Source organism: Brevibacterium sp. AGC70 (genome assembly GCF_057334195.1).
Map to the genome: position 1 here is coordinate 498,314 of NZ_JBHFIH010000001.1, position 20,116 is coordinate 518,429.

Below are 20,116 nucleotides of genomic sequence, written 5' to 3' on the forward strand. Positions count from 1 at the left end.
GTGCGGGGCCGCATTGCGGTGTTCGTCGAGCTGAACTGTCGGGGACTGCGCCTCAGCGGCAGACCAAGCGCAGTCCTGACAGCAGAATCAGCGCTTCGAGAACTGAGGTGCCTTACGGGCCTTCTTGAGACCGGCCTTCTTGCGCTCGGGGACGCGTGCGTCGCGGCGCAGGTAGCCTGCCTTCTTCAGCTCAGCGCGGTTCGACTCTTCGTCGATCTGATTGAGCGAACGGGCGATGCCCAGACGAACGGCTCCGGCCTGGCCGGAAGGTCCGCCGCCGCCGATGCGCACGATGACGTCGAAACGTCCTTCGAGGTCGAGCAGGCGGAAGGGCTCGTTGACGAGCTGCTGGTGCAGCTTGTTCGGGAAGTACTCTTCGAGAGTGCGTCCGTTGATGGTCCATTCACCGGATCCGGGGACCAGACGGACGCGAGCAATTGCCTGCTTGCGACGTCCGACTGCGCTGCCGGGAGCGGTCAGGGACTGTCCGCGTCCGCCAGCGGTCTGCTCGCCCAGGCCAGCTGACTCAGGGGTCTCAGACGTGTATTCGGTGACGGTTGGTTCTTCGACAGATTCTGTCGCAGTGGTGGTTTCTTCAGCCACGGTTCTCCTCGGTATGTCTAGAGCTGGGACGCGCTTACTGCGCGACCTGGCTGAGTTCGTACGGCTGCGGATTCTGAGCGGCGTGTGGGTGCTCTCCACCCTGGTACACCTTCAGCTTCTGCATCTGGGCACGTCCGAGACGAGTCTTCGGAACCATACCGCCGACAGCCTTTTCGACTGCGCGCTCGGGATTGGTGGCGAGAAGCTCGGCGTAGTTGACGCTCTTCAGACCGCCCGGGTAACCCGAGTGGTGGTAAGCGCGCTTCTGATCGAGCTTCGCACCGGTCAATGCGACCTTGTCTGCATTGATGATGATGACGAAGTCACCGGTGTCGACATGAGGAGCAAAGGTGGTCTTGTGCTTGCCGCGCAACAGGCGTGCAACCTGGGCAGCAAGACGACCGAGCACCTGGTCAGTGGCGTCAATGACGTGCCACTGGCGCTCAATATCGCCGGGCTTGGGTGTGAACGTACGCAAAAGTAGCCTTCTTTTCGTATCTCTTGGTGTAGTGCTGATGACTCATCCGGTCGTGAGTCTGATGAGTCAGGGCACTCGTTGTCTTGAATCGGGTCTGTCCATCGAAGTCGTCCCCTCACCTACGGGCCTGCAACGCATGAGGCTATGTAAGGGAGCACGACGGACACACACAACGACAATCAAATATACATGCATTCTCTCCCGCGGAGCAAACGCTCAGGCCAGTGCCAGAGCGGGTGGAAAGCTGAGCCGATACTATTGAGCTGTGCCGCCTACATCCCCTCTGCCCACGCGCCTTCCCGCATTCAGACTCCTGGTGCTGGGATCAGTCCTCGGGCTCTTGGTCCTCATCCTCGGACCGGCACAGTCACCAGCCGCCGTTGCCCAGGAGTCCTCGGCCACCGGATCGCCGTCGGCATCGGCTGCGAGCACCACAGGATCGTCAGTCACCGCAGCAGCGGGAAACACCGGCACATCGGGCGAGGATTCCGGAGCCGCCCAGGGCCGGGCCGGCAAGACCATCGTCTATGGCATACCCGGCCTGACCATCAACGATATCGATCCGGTGCGCACCCCCAACCTCTACAAGCTCCTCTCCGAGGGCTCGGCTGCCAACCTCAATGTGCGCACCATAGGCTCAGCCACCTGCCCCGGCTCCGGCTGGCTGTCCATGGGCGCCGGCGCCCGCGCTCAGGCGGGCCCACCCACCGATCCGGAACAGGGAGGCAACAGGGCCACCTGTCCGCCATTGAGGGCACCGTCGACCAGTGACGGTGCCGTGGAGAAGGCACTGGATGATGTGGATGACGCCACGAAATCAGGCGCCGGCGCACAGAAATCGAGTGATGAAGATCTCGCCGACGGTTCCGCTGGCACAGCCACTGCGACGATCGAGGACTTCGAGTCCATCAAGGAGCCGAACGTCGACTCCGGCTACTCGGTGGACTACGGGATGCTCGCCCGCCTCGTCCGAGAGCAGGGGAAATCCTGCGTCGCCGCCGAAGGCCCGGGAGCGGCCTATGCCGTGGCCGACGAGAACGGCATCGTGGCCAACTACACCGATGACTCCGCGGCCGCAGACTGCCGGCTCGACCTCGTCGATCTGGGCTCGATCGGCTCCTCGGCCTGGCTCTACGATCCGATTCCCGACTACTCCTACACCGCCCCCGTCTACTTCGACCGCGAGGAACGCGTCGCCGAGGCCGACGAACGTCTGGGCGCCAAGCTGGAGGAGGTCCGCGATTCAGCGACACCGGGAAGCGAAGAGCCCACGATCATGGTCGCCGGCCTCGGCGACAGTTCTAGTCTGCCGCAGCTGCGTGCATTCATCGCTTCCGGTCCCGGCTACGAACCAGGCAGCCTGTCCTCGGCCAGCACCCGCACCCCCGGTCTCCTGCAGCTCACGGACATCGCCCCGGGAATCCTCGACCAGTTCGGCGTCTCCTCCCCCAGCGGCATCTCCTTCGACAACACACCCACCGATGACGACCCGCAGGAACGCATCGACGACCTTGTGTCCGAGTCGCAGAAGGCGACGTCGATCTACCAGCATCTGTCGACGTTCTCCCTGTTCCTCGACATCACCTTCTATCTTCTGTTCATCCTGTGCGGGGTCCTCCTGAGCCGGAATCTCCTCGGTCGCCGAGGCGGTGCGACGATCGCCCCGACCGTACACAGATTCCTCGCCTGGGCCTCACTCGCGGTGGCGACCCTGCCGATGAGCGCATTCCTGGCCGGCCTGTTCCCGTGGGCCAGACTCCCGCACCCAGGGTTCGGCCTCAGTGTCTCGATCGCAGTCTCGGCCGCGCTGCTCTTCGGTGCCTCACTGCTTCCGCCGTGGGGTCGGACCTGGCGCGGACGTGTGGCCGCACTCTCGCTGCTGAGCTTCCTCATCCTCTCCGCAGACCTCATCACCGGTTCGCACCTGCAGGGGAACTCTCTGCTGGGCTACAACCCGATCGTCGGCGGCCGCTACTACGGCCTGGGCAATCAGGGTGCGGCGATCTTCATCGTCAGCCTCTTCATCTTCCTGGGGCTTGCGATCTCCTGGCTGCGGGCTAAGGGTCATCGCCGGATGGTGTTCGTCCTTCCCCTCGTCCTCGGACTGCTTGCGGTGTTCGTGTCCGGAAATCCATCCTGGGGAGCGAAGTTCGGCGGCACGATCGCCACCTTGGCCAGCCTTCTCGTGCTGCTGGCTCTCGTCAGCCGCGTCCGCCTCTCCATCTTCCGCCTCATGCTCATCGGGCTGGCCTCCTTGGCCGTGCTGCTTGGCATCGCGTTCCTCGACTGGCTGCGTGAGCCGGGGGCCAGGTCGCACTTCGGGAATTTCTTCGACCAGATCGTCACCGGGGAGGCCCTGCAGGTGGTCGGACGGAAGCTCGGCGCCAATCTCCACATCATGCAGATCAACCCGGCGCTGGCGATCGTGACCCCCCTCGCGGTCATCGCCATCCTGTTCTTCCTCCGTTATCTGCTCCACTTCCCCAGCATCGCTCCCACCGGTCGCGCCGGTCGTTTGGCGAACAAGTGGAGAGGACGCCTGCCGCAGGTCTTCTGGGATCAGGACGTCCACTTCGGCTTCCTCGCCGCAGTCACGGGAATGGCTGTGGGGCTGGTGCTCACGGACTCCGGTATCGCCGTGCCTTCGACGGGCGCCATGGTGCTCCTGCCCTACCTGCTGGCACTGAGCGCCGAACACGCGAAAGAGGAAGTCGGAGTGAAGTCCGTCGCTGGCGAGAAGGCGGATCGAGTATGAGAACACCCTCGCTGTCCGTGCGCATGCTGTTCGGCCTCTTCGTCATCGCCCTGCTCGTCCTCGGGATGCCGCAGGTCACCCAGGCCGCGCCGACTCGGGGCATGGATGGAAAGAGCGCATCGGAAGCGGAAGCCGCCTCGGCGGGCAAGGGACCGATCTTCATCGGCGTCTCCGGTTTCAGTTTCGAGGACCTCGATCCGCGCACGACTCCGAATCTGTGGAGGATGATGCAGACCGGACAGATCGGCACGATCACTCCCCGCAGCGTACGGGCGACCAGTTGCCCCGTCGACGGTTGGCTCGGCGTGGGCTCGGGACGACGAGCCGCCGACGAACCCCGTGAACAGTGCCGCGAACCGGCTCCGCCGCTCGACGGCTGGGTCGCCGACTGGGACGTCTATGCCCAGGTCGCGAGAAGCGACAACTACGACGCCGGCCTCGGCGATCTGGCGGAGTCGGTGCCCGACATCGCTGCCTTCGGGCCCGGTGCCGCCATCGCAGCGGCCGATCACAGAGGCAAACTCGACGACTGGTCACCTATCGGCGACAACTTGGCCCAGAAGGCGAATCGGGCCTCACTCAACGGTGAACTCACACTCGTCGACCTCGGCGACACCACCTCGGACGGTTACTCGCTCAAGGCCCTCGACACACACGTCGGAGAGATTCTGGCAGCCGCCGGCTGGGTCGACGGTGACGACCCCGAACGTCTGACCGCAGGCACCTCGCCGATCATCTTCTCGTCGATCGCCGACGGTTCAGGCAAGAGCTCGTCGATGCAGTCGACGATGATGCTGCGTCCTGGAGGGACTGCCGGACTGCTGAGCTCTTCGTCGACTCGCCAACCCGGCCTCATCCAGGTGCCCGATATCGCCCCGACGCTCGTCGAACTCAGCGACGGGCAGGCCATGCATAACGCGGCCGGCGCCCCGATGGCCAACCAGAACGCAGACAGCAGCTGGGAGTCGCGCTACCAGGCCGTTCTCGACCGTCAGGTGGCGGTGAAGACCCAGAACGAGCTGTCCACCTGGTTCTTCCCCGTCGTCGCCTCTCTCATGGTCGGCCTGCTGGTCCTGGCCTGGTTCCTGCGCAAGAACCATCGCGCCCTCGTCCATTCCGGAGCCTACCGATTGGGCATCGTCTTCGCAGCAATGCCGGTGTCGACCTATCTGGTCAACACCGTGCCCTGGGAGAGAGCGACCAACCCTGATATTGCGATGCTGGGAGCCTTGGCCGGTTGGGCACTGATACTCGGGGCCATCGCCCTGCTGGGTCCGTGGCGCGGATACAAACTCGGGCCTGTGCTCTTCGTCAGCGTCGTCACGGTCCTCGTCCTCGCCTACGACGTCATCACCGGTTCTCAGCTCCAGATGTCAACACTGCTGGGCGAACCGCTGCTCATCGCATCGAGGTTCTACGGCATCGGCAATTCCGCACTCGCGCTCTACTGCTGCGCTCTGCTGCTGGCTGTGGCCGGCTTCGCATCGCTGACGACGAGACCGATCATGCGCATCCTCATCGTCACCGTGCCGATCCTCATCTCGAGCGTCATCCTGGCCGCCCCGGGACTGGGCACGAAGTTCGGGTCCGTCCCGACGCTGATCATCGGCGTCGCCTACCTCGTCCTCGCGGCCGCGGGAATCCGATTCTCGCTCAAACGGATGGGACTGACCGTAGGCATCGCAGGCTTCGTCATGTTGGCGGTCCTGTTCATCGACTGGCTGCGTCCCGCCGATCAGCGCACCCACTTCGGCCGCTTCTTCGACTCCATCATCAGCGGCGAGGCCCTGAGCGTGCTGGCCCGCAAGATCGGCATGAATATCGACATCCTGACCCAGTCGTGGATGACGTTGGTCCTGCCGCTCGTCATCATCGGCGTGTTCTGGCTGGCGCTGGAACCGCAGCGCTTCTCTCTGCAGGGAATGACCGACGCCTACCACCGGATCCCACTGCTGCGAGCGGGCATGATCAGCCTGGCCATCCTGCTGGGCGTCGGCACGATCATCAACGACTCGGGAATCGTCGTCCCTGCCGTGGGCATTCTCTTCCTCGTCCCCGTCCTCGTCCACCTCGAAACCTTCGAGACGAAGCAAACGGCAGACAACGGCGCTCAGACTGAACGCTCCAGTCCCGCCTGAGCGCCGGCAGCTCGACATCAGTCGGTGACGCTGCTCAACCGGTCACGTTGCTCGGCCGGTGACGCTGCTCAGCCGGTGCTGAGCATCTGATTCACCCGACGGTCTTGCGCCGACGCACCATGGTCGCGGCCATGCTGCCTGCAACGATGAGTGCGAGTGCCGCAGCCACGAGATTCAGAGCTTCGAAGCCGGTGCGAGGCAGATCCCCGCCGTCCTTCGAACCGTCGGCCTCGGCTCCGCTGCCGTCCGCATTCGCCGAGGTGGCTCCAGAGACGTCCGCGTTCGCGCCGTCGGCATTCGCACCCGATCCCGATGCTTCGGAGGTTCCGTTGTCACCACCGGCACCACCATCAGCGTTGGAATCCGCTCCTGCACCGTCAGATGCGCCATCGACACCGCCATCATCGCCAGCCGCCGCATTCGCCTCATCGCCGATCTGTGCCGTGGCCTCGAATTCGTGGCTGACCGGCAGCGGGTTGTCATCCCACCACTCGCCCTCGCCGGCCTTCAGACCCACCTCGACGGTGACCTCACCGGAGGCATCATCGGGTGCGGTGACGTTGATGGCGACGTCGCTGGCACCGGCTGGGATCGATTCCAAGGTCATCGTCTTCGCCGATGCGTCGACCTTCACCTCAGGGGCCTTCGCCGTCTCCGACGTCACTGCCTTCTGGGCTTCGGCGGATTCGGAATCAGCGGCGCTGACGGTGTATCCCTCGGGCAGGTCAACGGTCACGTCCACCGGTCCTGGGACCTCCGCCTCGGCAGTGGTGTTGAGGACGAAGTCCTTGCTCTCACCGGGCTCGATTCCATTATCGGGGGCAGCGAGATCGACCGTGAGGTCACCGTTGTCAATGACGTCCTTCGTCAGATCGGCCTGGCGTTCGTCGTTGTCCGGCGAGACCTTCTCGTTCTCGTCCGTGCTCTTCTCGAAGAAGTCGACCCAGGTCTCGAAGTCAGTGAGTCCGGAGAGTTCGAAGTCGCCCTTGGCGAAGGAGGAGAAGTTGTCTCCCCCGGCGGCGAGGAAGCTCAGCGTCGCGACCCTGTACTCTTTGTCCGGATCGAGCTTCTTACCATCCACCTCGACCGACTTCACGTGCTCGCCCTTGGCCGCATCGGAGTCGTAGACGACTTCGAGCTCATCGGAGATGCCGAGGTGGAGGAACGGCCGCGAGGCATCTGCTGGCTGCCACTGCTCTTCGAACAGACCGATGACATCGGAGCCCTGCATCGTCACGACACCATGATCATTGGCAAAGGGCAGGACCGAGCTGAGTTCAGCGGCCGTGACTTCGCACTTGTCCTCGGTGTTGTAGATGTCGTCGCATCTGAGGTCCGTGCGCAGTCCGCCCGGGTTCGTGATGCCGAAGTCGGCCTCGTCGAGCTGTGTGCCCTCGACTCCGTCTTTGAGGGCGTCAGCGACGAGGTTGCCCAGGGTGCTCTCCGCACCGCGGTCCTCCTCACCGTCCTTCGTGGCGCGGGTGATGTCCTCACTGATCTCACCTGCAACGACAGAGCCTGGGACCTTTGCCTTCTCGTCGGCGTCCGCGATGATCTTCGCGACTTCATCGACGACGGGCGAATCGTAGTCCTTGTCCGCCGTTTTGATGAGATCGGAGTTCTCGGTCGTCCAGTTTCCCTCGGCATCGGCTTCGAGCTGGACCTGGCCGACGTATTCGCCGTAGCTGCCGGCCTCAATCACGGGGCGAGTCCGGTCGGATTCACCGGGCACAGGTGCCTCGAATGCGTACGGCAGGTGGGTGTGGCCGGTGAAGAGGACGTCGACGGACGCATCTGCTTGCGTCACGAGCTTATCGAACTCGGCGTTCGAGGCCTGAGCATCTCCCAGGCTCTCAGAGCTCGAGGCCCCGAGGTGGGCCTCGACGACCGTCATATCCGGCTGTTCGCCAGCGGGCAGAGCCTCGATCTCATCGGCGACACGGTTGACGGCGTCGGTGGGGTCACCGAAATCGAGATCGGCGATGCCGTCAGGTGAGACCAACGACTTGGTGTCCTTGGTGACGACGCCGATGACGGCGACCTTCACGCCGCCCACATCGATCGTCGTATAGCCTTCGAGCCCATTGACGACGTCGGTGGTGCCCTTGTCGTAGACGTTGGCGGCAAGGTAGGGGAAATCCGATTCGGAGGAGACTCTGCCGGTCAGATCGTCGATGCCCTGGTCGAACTCGTGGTTGCCGACGGCCGAAGCCTGGGCGCCGATGGCGTTGAGTACGTCCAGCGTCGGGGTGTCCTGCTGAGAAGACGAGACGTAGGTGGAGGCACCGATGTTGTCACCGGCGGAGAGTAACCCGGTTCCGGCTGTGCCTTCCTCAGCCGCATAATTCGCACGCTCTTCTTCGACGACCGAGGCGAGCTGCGTACCGGCCTCGGCGATGCGTCCGTGGAAGTCGGTGATGTTGAGCAGCTGGACTTTGGTGCCCTCGGCTGCCGCCTGAGCAGAGGCGTCCTTGTCCGCAGTCTTGTCTGCAGTGTTGTCCCCGCGCCTGCCGGCACCGGCGTCGGCACCGGCGTCGGCACCGGCGTCGGCGTCGGCAGCGGAGGAGTCTGCGGCGGCGGCAGCGGAGGAGTCTGCAACGGATGAGTCATCTGGTGACGAACTGTCTGAGGATGGGTCGGGGAGGCTCGCCTCGGCGGGTGCTTCCCTGACGGAATCACCTCCAAGGGACGAGGCAACAGCAGGAGCGGCGCCCGGCAGCGTCAACATCGACACTGCCGCTCCTGTTGCCAACATCTTCGTCACAAGTTTCGACATGTGTTCAAGTTCCTTTGGTCATTTCATCCACTGCACAACCACTGTGCCTCGCGAGGATCAAGCAGACTCATCCTGCAGTGCCGAAGAGAACGGGGAGTTACCTACACGTGAATGTACACAGGATTTTCACATCTGGGAAGAGGGATTCTCTCAAAAAGACGACAAGGCACCCAGCCAACATTGATCAGATGCTGAGCATGAGGGGCTAATCCTGAGTGCGACGCGCCATCGTCTGGGCCGCGCGGGAGGCATAGAACTCGGCCTCGGGATATCCCACTCCGGTGAGGACGAGCCCGTGTGCGGGAGTGACGAACATGGGCATGTCGGGCTCGATGCCAGTGTCCGCCTCGGCGAGGAGTTCGGCGGGCTGAGTCACCGGCCACGTGCCGGATCCGACCTTGATCAGCCCGCCCACCAGGGCACGGACCATGTGGTGGCAGAACGCATCGGCACGCAGATCGATCGTGATCACGGCTTCCTGATCCCGGCTGACATCGAGCTCGTGGAGGGTGCGGATGGTCGTCGCACCAGCCCGCGGCTTGCAGAATGGAAGGAAGTCGTGCAGACCCTGGGCCTCTCGTGCGGCCTCGGCCATCGCCTCGGCGTCGAGTTCGCCCTTGTGCCGCAGCGTCATGGGGGTCAGCAGCGGGTCGATGAAGGACCGGCGGTCGGCGAGTCTGTACTGGTAGGTCCGCCACAGTGCGGAGAACCGGGCATCGAAATCCCCCGGGACCTCGGATACGGCATGGATGATGATGTCATCGGTGTCATCGACCGTGAGGACTCCGCGCAGACGCGACAGCAGAGCCGCCTCGGCGGACCGGGAGGCCTTGCCGATGAGCTTCTCGATGCCTGCTGTCGGCAGGTCGATGTGGACGGTCTGCCGTCTCGCGTGGACTCCCGCGTCGGTGCGCCCGGCAACGACGGTGGCCACCTCGTCGCCGGTGATCCGGGCCAGCCCGGCCTCGAGCGATGCCTGTACGGTACGCAGGCCGGGTTGCTTCGCCCAGCCGTGGAAGTCGGTGCCGCGGTAGCCGAGGTCGATGCGGAACCGCGTCATGATCCGGCTGGTCGTGTGTGGTCCTGGGCTCCCGACTGTTCTTCAGACTGCGCCTCGGTGGACGACTGCTCAGACTCCGCCTCGGTGGACGACTGCTCAGACTCCGCCTCGGTGGACGGGCCCTGAGGTTGGGCGTCGGTGAAGGGCTCGCGGGCCTGGAACACATTCTGAAACAGCCGCGACACGGCTCGTTCGCGCTGTCGGTGGTAGAGATCGACGTTCGCGTTGTAGATGCGTGCGCCAGACCGGATGCGTTCGGTCAGCACGTTCAGCTGGCCGTGCAGAAGCGCGATCGTGGTGTCGAGCTCTTCACGCGGGCTAGTCTGCATCGCCAGGGTCGAATCAGAGGCACTGGCCCTGTCGGTGACCTGGCTGGGAATCTGTGCCGCATCGTCGACGGCTCGGGTCAGTGCGCGTTCCGCGGCCGCACCGCGAGGACCGAACGGTGCACGCTCGGCCGAGGCGAGCGCAAGTTCGACAGTGCTGAGATCTCGCGTGGTGACCTGCTGCAACGTCCCGATGTAGGCGGGCACAAGGGCGTGCCGACCGCGGAGTTCGACCAGCAGCTGGCGTTTGGCCTCATCGCAGAGTGAACGGGCCATCGAGAGTTGGTTGAACCGCAAGAAGATGAGGGCCAGTGCGAGGACGACGAAGGCGAGGACACATGCCCCGACGATGAACCAGACCAATCTCGCCTCCCCTCTCATTCGCATTCCCGACACTTAAGTTTACGCGGGGTTCAGACCCGTCGCGAACCAGCCTCCGGCTGGTCACCGAAAGCCCCGCTGTTTCTGCATCACCTCTGTTCGTGCGCGGCTCCAGACCCGATCGTGCGCGGCGATTTCGGCCTTTCGTCGCCGGAGGGACGCCTCGATGTCGCCCGTCCTTCACCCTGAGGGCGTGAACTGAGTTCTGTGAGAGTAGCGATCATTGCAGAGTCCTTCCTCCCCAACATGAATGGGGTCACCCACTCACTCCTCCGCGTCCTCGACCATCTGGCCGACCGCGGCGACGACGTCCTCATCATCGCACCGGGCACACGCCGCGACGGACCCAAGGAGGTCGCCGGAGCCCGCATCATCCGTGTTCCATCGATCGCCCTGCCGAAGTATCGTCGGGTCCGTGTGGCTCCCGGCGGGGTCAGCCGCATCAAACGACTGCTGGAGAACTTCAACCCCGATGTCGTCCACCTGGCCAGCCCCTTCGTGCTCGGCTGGCGCGGCGTCCTGGCCGCTCAGAGCCTCGATCTGCCGACGGTGGCGATCTATCAGACCGAGGTGCCCGCATATGCCGCGCGGTACGGCATGTACGGTATCGAGGCAATGCTGTGGTCGCATGTGCGCAACATCCATCAGCACGCCTCCCTGACTCTGGTCCCCTCGTCGTACACACTCGATCAAATGTCCGGACTCGGAGTCGCCGAGGTGGATCTGTGGGCACGCGGGGTCGACTCCTCCCGCTTCGACCCCAGTCACCGATCAGAGGCCTGGCGCCGGTCCGTGGCTCCCAATGGTGAGAAGATCATCGGCTACGTCGGTCGGCTCGCGGCCGAGAAGCAGGTTGAGGATCTGGCCGTCCTGGACGATGTGCCCGACTCGAAGCTCGTCATCGTCGGCGACGGCCCGTGGCGGGCTCGGCTCGAACGCTCTTTGCCGAATGCGCACTTCGCTGGATTCCTGGGTGGCGATGCCCTGGCCCAGGCGGTGGCGAGCTTCGACATCATGGTCGCCCCCGGCGAGCTCGAGACCTTCTGCCAGACCATCCAGGAGGCCATGGCCTCCGAGGTGCCCGTCGTCGCCCCCGCCCGAGGCGGCCCGATGGATCTCGTCGACTCCTCCCACACCGGATGGCTCTACACCCCGAAGGATCTGACGGCGATGCGCGGGCATGTCACGGACCTCCTCGGCGATGAGGCGAAACGTCGGGCGTTCGGTGTCGCCGGACGTCATCAGGTGCTCAGCCGCAGCTGGAAGAGCGTGTGCTCACAGCTCATCGGCCACTATTCGCGGGCGATCGAGAACCCGCACCCGCAGGTTCTGGGCCGCGGCTTCACCGTGCAGACAGGTGCCGATGTCGAGGATTCCTCAAGCTTCTGAGACTGATCAGCGTCGAGCGCGCACCTTGGCGTCGAGCGCGCACCTTGGCGTCGACAACCCACGCTATAACGTGACCGTTCGAGGTTGAGGAGTGCGCAGTCCAGTTTCAGGTGTGCGCAGCCCATTCGTCGACGGTGAGTACCGTAGCCTGTTTGGGAAAGACCTTCTCCGTGAGCACCCGGTGGACCTCCTCATCCCGATCTGCACAGGCGTCGGAAAGCACCGTCAGACGGAAGTCGAGGTCGGCGGCTTGCCGGATGGTCGAGAGAACCACTCCACTGGTGGCGACGCCGGCGAGGATCAGAGTGTCGGCACCGTATCCGCGCAGCAGAACTTCGAGATCGCTGCCGGTAAAGGCACTGATGCGACGCTTCGTCACGATCGGTTCGCCCTCATGCCGTCCCAGTGTCTCGTGGATGCTCGTCGACGCGTGTGCCTGGTCGAGATCCCCGTGTGCCGCTATCTGCCTGAACGATGCGGTCTCCGCGAGCTCCGGGTGCCCTTCCCGCAAGGCCACGCGCACCCAGATGACAGGGAAGCCCTTCTCTCTGGCAGCAGCGACAGCATCGCGGGCACGCTCGAGGACGCCGGTCTTGGTGAAGGCCTCATCACCGGCGATGCCGTTCTGGAAGTCCATGGCGAGCAGGACGGGGCGGTGGTTCGCAGCCATTGTGTGTCTCCTTCGCGAGGGTGCAGCTCACCTGGTCCGGGAATCGAGGACTACTTCTTCGCCGAGGATACTCCTCCCGATCGACTGCCCGCATCTGACCTGTTTCGGAAGGCATCCGCAATGCACGCACCGGCGGCCGAGTAGAGATCTAGGTGCTTCTCGTGTTGTTGCGTTTAGTCGTCGCGACCACGACCGACATGTTGCTGGAATCGACGTACTTTGTCCATTCTCGCGACCTCAAAAACGCGTCTACGAAATGACGGTCAACGACGTCGAACTTAAGGACAAAGGTCCAGTTTCCGGCAATTCGAACGGCATATTTGATCGTGTCGTCACCGACCAGCGCCTGAGTTGCGTGCTCGATATCTGATTCCCGAACACGTAACCACATGACGATCTCTGTCCGGAGCCCGAGGTGACAGGGAGCAATCGCTGCACGAATCTGCAGCTTCCCCTCGCGACGGAGCCGATCCAACCTACGTTTGACAGTTGCAACCGACGTCCCGACCTGACGGGCGAGCTCGTCATAACTCTTCCGTCCATCCTCCTTCAAGGCTTGGAGTATCGTGGCGTCCTCGTCATCGAGATCGATCTCGAAGCCCAACTTGAGCTCTGGAGCCTGCGGACAGGATTCGATGAGACCCTCACGCTGTGCCGAGCTGAGCACACCCGGCCGCCAGATCCGAGCCGTCCTCAGGTAGCAGAGGACGGGAAAGGCTTGCCACTGTGAAGCTCCGGGTATCGCTGGAATCTCGTCGAGGAGAAACTCTTCCTGCTCATTGACGGACACCGCCACCGCACCGATCACGTCACTAGTTCCGGTTGTCAGGTGAACCCACATCGTCGAGTCGAGCTTGCCCAGTGCCATCGAGGTCATTCTCGCCTGTCCCGGGCCGCTGTTGATTGCGAGGACGAAACCATGGGCAGGCACATTGAACGCAACGATCTTCACGATGCCTTCGCTGATCAGAGCATTCCCTCGCCGGGCAACAGTCCTCTCATTCTCACCGATCGCCTCGGCGATCCTCTGCCAAGATGCACGGCCATCGATGTGGAGCGCCTCGAGAATCTTCTGATTCATGTAATTTTCAGCCACTGCCCTCCCTCCTCATGTATAAAACAGTCATCAGTGTGTCCGATATCACCATTGTGCGCGAATACATTGACCTCCATATTCACTGACTGAATACTGGACGCAGCCTCCACGGATGTGATGTGCGTCAACGACAGGAGTTCATATGGTTGGTTTCCTCCTGCGCAGAGCCGCAGCATTGATCCCCGTCCTCATCGTGGTTGCGATAGTTACTTTCCTCCTCATCCATCTCATGCCCGGTGATGCCGCCGCAGTGATGCTGGGGCCAGAGGCCACCCCTGCCCAGGTCGAAGCACTTAGACAGAGTCTTGGCCTCAATGAACCTCTCTACGCGCAGTTCTACACGTGGGTTGTCAGCGCGCTGCAAGGCGATCTCGGCCAGTCGTTCTTCATCGGGCTCCCGGTAGCCACCGTCATCCAAGCCGCGTTGGCGCCGACGATCAACCTTGCGATCTTCGCTGAGATCATTGCCATCCTGGTCGGTGTGCCCGCAGGCATAGTCGCCGCCCGCAAACAGGGAACTGGAACAGACCAGACGGTGATGGTCGGAGCACTCCTCGGAATCTCGGTGCCCAGCTTCCTGCTCGGTCTCTTCCTCATGCTTATCTTTGCTGTTCTGCTCGGGTGGCTACCGGTCGCCGGGTACTCACCGCTCGAAGACGGAATTTTTGAAACGTTGAAGTACCTGCTCCTTCCCGCTATCGCCCTCGGCAGCATGCAGGCGGCACTGATCGCCCGAATGACACGCACCAGTATGCTCGAAACCCTGTCGAAGCCCTACCTGAAGACCGCGAAAGCCAAAGGGCTCTCGGGCAATCGCATTATCTACAAACATGCACTGCGCAATGCGGCTATGCCCATCCTCACCACAATCGGGCAAACTCTCGGCACACTCGTCGCCGGGGCCGCCGTCGTGGAGACCGTGTTCAATGTTCCTGGTATCGGACAGCTGATCGTCAACTCAATCGAACGACGGGACATCGTCGTCATCCAAGGGGTCATTCTCCTCATCGCTGTGTCCTATGTCCTCATCAACTTCCTTGTCGACGTTCTCTACAGCGTCCTCGACCCGCGCGTGCGCTATTCCTGAGGAGGACCAATTATGACAGACACTATGACAGTCGGTTCTCTCAACCGCCTCAACAAGACCTACTCACGACGCTCGATGTTCCTCCGACGCTTCGGCGCACATAAGTTGGCGATGACCGGCGGCATCGTCCTGGCCATAGTCGTTGCCGTTGCCATCCTCGCCCCCGTGGTTGCCGGCGATCCTCTTACACTCAACCCGTCACAACGGCTCGCACCGCCAAGCCTCGGCCACCTCTTCGGCACGGACAACTACGGAAGAGACACCTTCGCAAGAGCAGTCGCCGGCGCCAGGGTCTCTCTCCTCGTCGGTGCGGTGACAGCCTTAATCACCTCGGTCCTTGGGGCGATCGTCGGGCTGTTCGCTGCCTACAATCGAATCGCCGATACCATCCTCATGCGTATCTCTGATGGCCTGATGGCATTCCCCGCCATATTGCTGGCCATCGCCATCATGGCCGCAATGGGCCAGCAGACATCAAACGTGATCATAGCGCTGAGCATTGTCTTCACTCCTTATGTCGCTAGGATCGTGCGTTCGGCGGCCCTCGTCGCCAAAGAACAGACCTATGTCGAGGCTTTGCGCTCGCAGGGGGCGTCCCTGTTCCGGATTCTGTGGATCAACATATTTCCCAATGTCCTCTCCCCACTCATCGTTCAGGCTACGTTCGTGTTCGCCGATTCGATCATCACCGAGGCAGCGCTGAGCTTCCTCGGCGCTGGTGTCCCACCCCCGGCTCCGAGCTGGGGAAATATGCTCCTCGACGGAAAGACTCTGATCTACAGCGCATGGTGGATGACGGTGTTCCCCGGAGCGTTCATCATGTCGACGATCCTCGCCGTCAACCTCCTCGGTGATGGGCTCAGAGACCTCCTCGACCCGACCTTCAACCGCAGGAAGTGAGCACCGCGATGACCAAGCTGCTGGACGTAATCGATTTGCGCACGAGCTTCAACACTGAGCATGGCACAGTGACAGCCGTCGACGGAGTCTCCTTCAATGTTGCCCAGGGCGAAGTCGTCGGCATCGTCGGTGAGTCCGGGTGTGGAAAGAGTGTGACTGCCGAGTCGATCCTCCAACTCCTCGACCCCTCGTCAACGCGCTATTCGGGACAGATGAACTTCGACGGTGAGGATCTGCTTACTTTCGGTGAAGAAGCGATGCGTCGAATTCGTGGGAACCGGATCGCGATGATCTTCCAGGACCCGATGAGCGCGCTCAACCCGGTATTCACGATTGGCGACCAGCTCACTGAGGCAGTCCTCGCCCATAGGAAAATCGGCAAGCGCAGCGCACGGTCAACGGCCGTCGAGCTCCTCGGTAAGACTGGAATCCCCGAGCCGGAACGACGGATGAGACAATATCCACACCAGCTCTCCGGGGGGCAACGTCAACGTGTGATGATCGCGATGGCTCTGTCCTGCGATCCGGAACTGCTCATCGCCGATGAGCCGACGACGGCTCTCGATGTCACCACTCAGGCGCAGATCCTCCGGCTGCTCATCGAACTCAAAGACGAGTTCAACGCCGGCATTCTCTTCATCACTCATGACCTCGGCGTCGTAGCTGAGATCTGCGACCGTGTTGTCGTCATGTATTTGGGCGAGGTCGTCGAATCCACGGATGTCCACACCCTGTTCGACAACCCGGCACATCCCTACACTCGAGGGCTGATGGCTTCGACCCCAGATGTCGGCTCCGATCCCAGCGCGGACCTTCCAATCATTCCAGGAGCCGTCCCGACATTGCACAATGTGCCTAGCGGGTGCCGATTCGCCGATCGATGTCCTTTCGCACTACCGGAATGTCGTGAGGAGACTATCGAACTCGAGGTTCTCTCACCCGACCACACGTCACGGTGTATCCGCAGCCCGGAGCTCATCGGGACTTCTCCAGTGAAGAACGGAATGGCCAGATGACCCTCGAACAGACTGTGTTGGAAGCGCGAAATCTGTCTAAGACCTTCGTCACTCGATCGCTCATGGGACGCACTGTGGCCGAGGCGAAAGCAGTGGATCAGGTGAGTCTGTCTCTGACAGCAGGAAGAACCTACGCGCTCGTCGGAGAGTCGGGGTCAGGCAAGTCAACAACCGGTCGCCTGCTTCAAGGGCTCATCACACCAACTGCAGGAGAAGTCAATGTCAGTGCCGCCGATGGGTCGAAGTTGACGCAGAGCACCAAGCGTTCCAATCGGGATGTGCAGATGATCTTCCAGGACCCCTACTCCTCTCTCAACCCACGCCGTCGCATCCGCAGCATTCTCGAAGAGTCTCTGCGCATCATCGGCGAAAAGGATCCGACAACGCTGCACTCCAAGGTCGACGAAGCCCTTTCAGCAGTGGGCTTTTCGGATGAGCACGCCCAGCGCTACCCCCATGAGTTCTCCGGAGGGCAACGGCAGAGGATCGGCATCGCCCGTGCACTTGTCGCCTCACCTCGGATCATCATCTGTGATGAACCCGTGTCGGCGCTCGACGTCTCGATCCAAGCACAAATCCTCAACCTGCTTCGCAGCCTGCAGGCTGATCTTGGACTCGCCTACCTCTTCATCACTCATGACATGTCCGTCGTCCGTTACCTCGCTCACCGAGTCGGCGTCATGCATCAGGGAAAGATCGTCGAAGAGGCAGACACCGCAGAATTGTTCGCCAACCCACAGCACGACTACACGAGGCGCCTTCTCGCCTCCGTACCGATCCACCACCCGTCCCAGAGAACCACTGCAAAGGGCTGAACATTGAACATCGAAAAGATCACTGTCCGCCGCGCCGAGCTCGACCTCATCACGCCCTTCACGACCAGCTTTTCCACTCAGTCCAATCGTGACTTCCTCATCGTCGAGGCGGCCTCCGGTGCCAAGACAGGTTTCGGCGAATGCGGTGCATTCGCTTACCCCTACTACTCAGAGGAATACACCTCCGGCTGCGAACTCGTGCTCATCGAGCAACTCGTCCCTCTCCTCATCGGTGCCGAAATCACTCATCCGCGCGAAATCCGTGACATTCTGGCGCCGATCAAGCGCAACAACATGGCCAAGGCTGCCGTGGAAGGAGCGATCTGGGACCTCTGGGCAAAGACGCAGGGCATCTCTCTGGCGAAAGCCATCGGAGGGACGAAGGGATCTGTCGAAGTCGGACTCAGCGTCGGTATTAAGGACTCAGAGAACCAACTCGTCGATTTCGTGTCCGAAGCTGTCGACGAGGGCTTCGCCAGAATCAAGGTCAAAATCAAGCCTGGGGCCGATCTGTCCTTCCTGCGCGCTGTGAGAGCCGAACATCCCGATGTTCCCCTCATGGCCGACGCAAACAATGCCTATACACTGGCCGACACCGACCACCTCCGACATCTCGATGAACTCAATCTCACGATGATCGAACAGCCACTAGCTCACGACGACATCGTCGACCACCGTCATCTTCAGCAGGCACTTCGCACACCCATCTGCCTCGACGAGAGCATCCATTCCCTCGCCGACACACGCAAGGCCATCGAACTGGGCAGCTGCCGAATCATCAACATCAAGATCGGACGCGTCGGAGGAATCAGCGAAGCAAAGGACATCGAGGCGCTGTGCCGAGACGAAGGTCTTGACGTGTGGTGCGGAGGAATGCTGGAATCCGGCATCGGCCGGGCCCACAACCTTGCAATCGCCTCACTCCCCGGTTTCACTCTGCCAGGAGATACCGCACCATCGGCTCGCTATTGGAAGAGAGATGTCATCAGCCCAGAAGTCACAATGAACCGTGGCAGCGTCGACGTCCCGCAAGGACTCGGCATCGGTTTCGATATCGATGTGGCAGAACTCGAAGCCATCACCACGTCGGAGCACTCGGTCGAGGTCGACGGTCGATGAGCGCGCCCACGACACCAGACATCAACCTCGACGGCTCAACAGCTCTCGGCCTCGTCGCTGGTGTCCATCGCGGTGAATTCACAGCCGTCCGGGTGGTCACTTCGCATCTTGAACGTATCGACGCTGCGAATCCGAGTGTCAATGCTCTACTCGATGTTCATCCTGAGGCGGCCCTAGCCGAGGCACGGCGAATCGATGAGCTGTCCCTCAACGAACGGCAGAGTCTGCCTCTGGCAGGTCTGCCTGTAGCGGTGAAGGACCTCATCCCCGCCGCTGGGTTTCGTCATACTCAGGGCAGCCCGATTTTCGCGAATCGAGTTGCGACACGAGACCATATCCTCGTCGAGCGAATGAAGCGTGCCGGTGCGGTGGTCGTGGCGAAGTCGAACACCCCGGAATTCGGACTGGGCTCGCATACATTCAATGAGGTCACAGGGCTCACTCGCAACCCGTATTCCCTCGATCATTCAGCCGGAGGAAGTTCCGGCGGAGCGGCGGCGGCCCTCGCCTCCCGCATGCTTCCCATCGCAGACGGCAGCGACACGGGCGGTTCGCTGCGCAACCCAGCTTCCTTCTGCAATGTCGTCGGACTGCGCCCCTCCCTGGGAACCGTCCCCAACTCCCCCAACGGCTTCGCATACGGGACGCTCTCGGTCAAAGGGCCTATGGCTCGAACGGTACGAGACACCGCTCGACTATTGGAGAACATGGTCGGGTTCAGCCCTGCCGACCCATTCTCCTGCACCGTCGACACTGCTGCCTTGGAGGAAGTGGCAACGTCACCCTTAGGCTCCACGCTTGGGGAACCAATGATCACCGCCGCGTATTCGCTGGACTTCTCAGGAATGTTTCCCGTCGCCGATTCGGTCAGGTCCGTCGTGGAGGCAGCAGTGGCCGAACTCTCTGGCACGGACTTCGAAATCAAGCGTGCACATCCGCTTCTGCCTGAAGCCAAAGAAGCCTTCCGCACCTTGCGCGGTCTGCAGATGTTAGCAAGCCTGGGACCCATCGCGGATGACCACAGCGATCGGATGAAAGATGACGCCCTGTGGAACATAGAAGCCGGACGTCGTGTCACCGGCCAAGAAGCGTCCGCCGCACTGACAGCGCAGTCTCAATCGTGGTTGGCAATGGCTGACTTCCTGCAGACAGTGGACGTTCTCATCACCCCGACGGTTCAAGTTCCTCCCTTTGACGCTCGAATGCGCTATCCCCGGCAGATCGACGGGACTCAGATGTCGGACTACCTCGACTGGATGACGCTTCCCAGCATCATCACAACGACAAACCATCCGGCGATCTCGGTTCCAGTGGGTTTCACCAGCATGGGACTACCAGTGGGGATTCAGCTCGTCGGACGATTCCGCGATGAAGCCAGGCAGCTCGAGATCGCCAAGCGGGTCGAAGACCGCATCGGTTCATGGAATTCTGTCCCGGACATCAATCGAACACGGCTTCTTGACCAGTTTCCAGACATCCGCTGAGCGAGGGCTCGGGAAGGAAATCA

The 20,116-nt window shown here is 62.1% G+C and carries 16 protein-coding genes; 9 read left to right on the top strand and 7 right to left on the bottom strand.

Annotated features, from left to right (window positions below; translation table 11 throughout):
* Positions 1–87 precede the first annotated feature (87 nt).
* Both rpsI and rplM read right to left on the bottom strand, forming a co-directional pair.
* Positions 88–603 carry a 30S ribosomal protein S9 gene (gene rpsI, locus ACE03M_RS02230; protein WP_143923515.1) on the bottom strand — a complete coding sequence of 172 codons (516 nt, stop codon included), beginning with the start codon at positions 601–603 and terminating at the stop codon, positions 88–90.
* A gap of 34 nt (positions 604–637) precedes the next feature.
* Positions 638–1,081 (bottom strand): 50S ribosomal protein L13, encoded by a 444-nt coding sequence (gene rplM / locus ACE03M_RS02235; protein ID WP_143923516.1) that lies wholly within the window; start codon positions 1,079–1,081, stop codon positions 638–640.
* A gap of 265 nt (positions 1,082–1,346) precedes the next feature.
* Here rplM and ACE03M_RS02240 point away from each other — a divergent pair, with 265 nt between their 5' ends.
* Both ACE03M_RS02240 and ACE03M_RS02245 read left to right on the top strand, forming a co-directional pair.
* Complete coding sequence (locus ACE03M_RS02240) at positions 1,347–3,836, top strand: hypothetical protein (RefSeq protein ID WP_485932552.1); 2,490 nt, start codon at positions 1,347–1,349, stop codon at positions 3,834–3,836.
* The gene (locus ACE03M_RS02245) at positions 3,833–5,974 is read left to right on the top strand and encodes a hypothetical protein (protein WP_485932553.1); all 2,142 of its coding nucleotides are present in this window, start codon (positions 3,833–3,835) and stop codon (positions 5,972–5,974) included. Before ACE03M_RS02240 ends, ACE03M_RS02245 begins: the two co-directional genes overlap by 4 nt.
* A 91-nt stretch (positions 5,975–6,065) precedes the next feature.
* On the opposite strand, the gene ACE03M_RS02250 is transcribed toward ACE03M_RS02245, so the two are convergent.
* From ACE03M_RS02250 to ACE03M_RS02260, 3 genes are all read right to left on the bottom strand, one after another.
* Positions 6,066–8,750, bottom strand: coding sequence for a bifunctional metallophosphatase/5'-nucleotidase (locus tag ACE03M_RS02250; protein WP_485932554.1), 2,685 nt, complete (start codon positions 8,748–8,750; stop codon positions 6,066–6,068).
* Between the two features lie 205 nt (positions 8,751–8,955).
* Entirely contained in the window at positions 8,956–9,810 is an 855-nt protein-coding gene (gene truA / locus ACE03M_RS02255; RefSeq protein WP_485932555.1) for a tRNA pseudouridine(38-40) synthase TruA, read from the bottom strand.
* Entirely contained in the window at positions 9,807–10,499 is a 693-nt protein-coding gene (locus ACE03M_RS02260; RefSeq protein WP_485932556.1) for a LemA family protein, read from the bottom strand. The genes truA and ACE03M_RS02260 overlap by 4 nt, the downstream gene beginning before the upstream one ends.
* Positions 10,500–10,724: 225 nt before the next feature.
* Between ACE03M_RS02260 and ACE03M_RS02265 the strand changes: the two genes are divergently transcribed.
* Positions 10,725–11,906, top strand: a complete 1,182-nt coding sequence (locus tag ACE03M_RS02265) for a glycosyltransferase family 4 protein (RefSeq protein WP_485932557.1) — start codon at positions 10,725–10,727, stop codon at positions 11,904–11,906.
* 106 nt (positions 11,907–12,012) lie between these two features.
* Here the strand turns inward: ACE03M_RS02265 and ACE03M_RS02270 are convergent, their stop codons facing one another.
* Together ACE03M_RS02270 and ACE03M_RS02275 are read right to left on the bottom strand one after the other, a co-directional pair.
* Positions 12,013–12,576, bottom strand: a complete 564-nt coding sequence (locus tag ACE03M_RS02270; RefSeq protein WP_485932559.1) for a cysteine hydrolase family protein — start codon at positions 12,574–12,576, stop codon at positions 12,013–12,015.
* 148 nt (positions 12,577–12,724) lie between these two features.
* Positions 12,725–13,672, bottom strand: coding sequence for an Lrp/AsnC family transcriptional regulator (locus ACE03M_RS02275; protein WP_485932561.1), 948 nt, complete (start codon positions 13,670–13,672; stop codon positions 12,725–12,727).
* 193 nt (positions 13,673–13,865) lie between these two features.
* Between ACE03M_RS02275 and ACE03M_RS02280 the strand changes: the two genes are divergently transcribed.
* From ACE03M_RS02280 to ACE03M_RS02305, 6 genes are read left to right on the top strand one after another with little or no spacing between them, the layout of a single operon-like run.
* Complete coding sequence (locus tag ACE03M_RS02280) at positions 13,866–14,759, top strand: ABC transporter permease (protein ID WP_485932563.1); 894 nt, start codon at positions 13,866–13,868, stop codon at positions 14,757–14,759.
* 12 nt (positions 14,760–14,771) lie between these two features.
* On the top strand, positions 14,772–15,659 hold the full coding sequence (locus tag ACE03M_RS02285; protein WP_485932565.1) for an ABC transporter permease: 888 nt from the start codon (positions 14,772–14,774) through the stop codon (positions 15,657–15,659).
* Between the two features lie 8 nt (positions 15,660–15,667).
* A complete protein-coding gene (locus ACE03M_RS02290) occupies positions 15,668–16,675 on the top strand; it encodes an ABC transporter ATP-binding protein (protein WP_485932567.1) in 1,008 nt (335 codons plus the stop codon).
* Complete coding sequence (locus ACE03M_RS02295; RefSeq protein ID WP_485932569.1) at positions 16,672–17,490, top strand: ATP-binding cassette domain-containing protein; 819 nt, start codon at positions 16,672–16,674, stop codon at positions 17,488–17,490. The genes ACE03M_RS02290 and ACE03M_RS02295 overlap by 4 nt, the downstream gene beginning before the upstream one ends.
* A gap of 3 nt (positions 17,491–17,493) precedes the next feature.
* Positions 17,494–18,609 (top strand): o-succinylbenzoate synthase, encoded by a 1,116-nt coding sequence (gene menC, locus ACE03M_RS02300; protein ID WP_485932571.1) that lies wholly within the window; start codon positions 17,494–17,496, stop codon positions 18,607–18,609.
* Complete coding sequence (locus ACE03M_RS02305) at positions 18,606–20,093, top strand: amidase (protein WP_485932572.1); 1,488 nt, start codon at positions 18,606–18,608, stop codon at positions 20,091–20,093. Before menC ends, ACE03M_RS02305 begins: the two co-directional genes overlap by 4 nt.
* Positions 20,094–20,116: the final 23 nt, after the last annotated feature.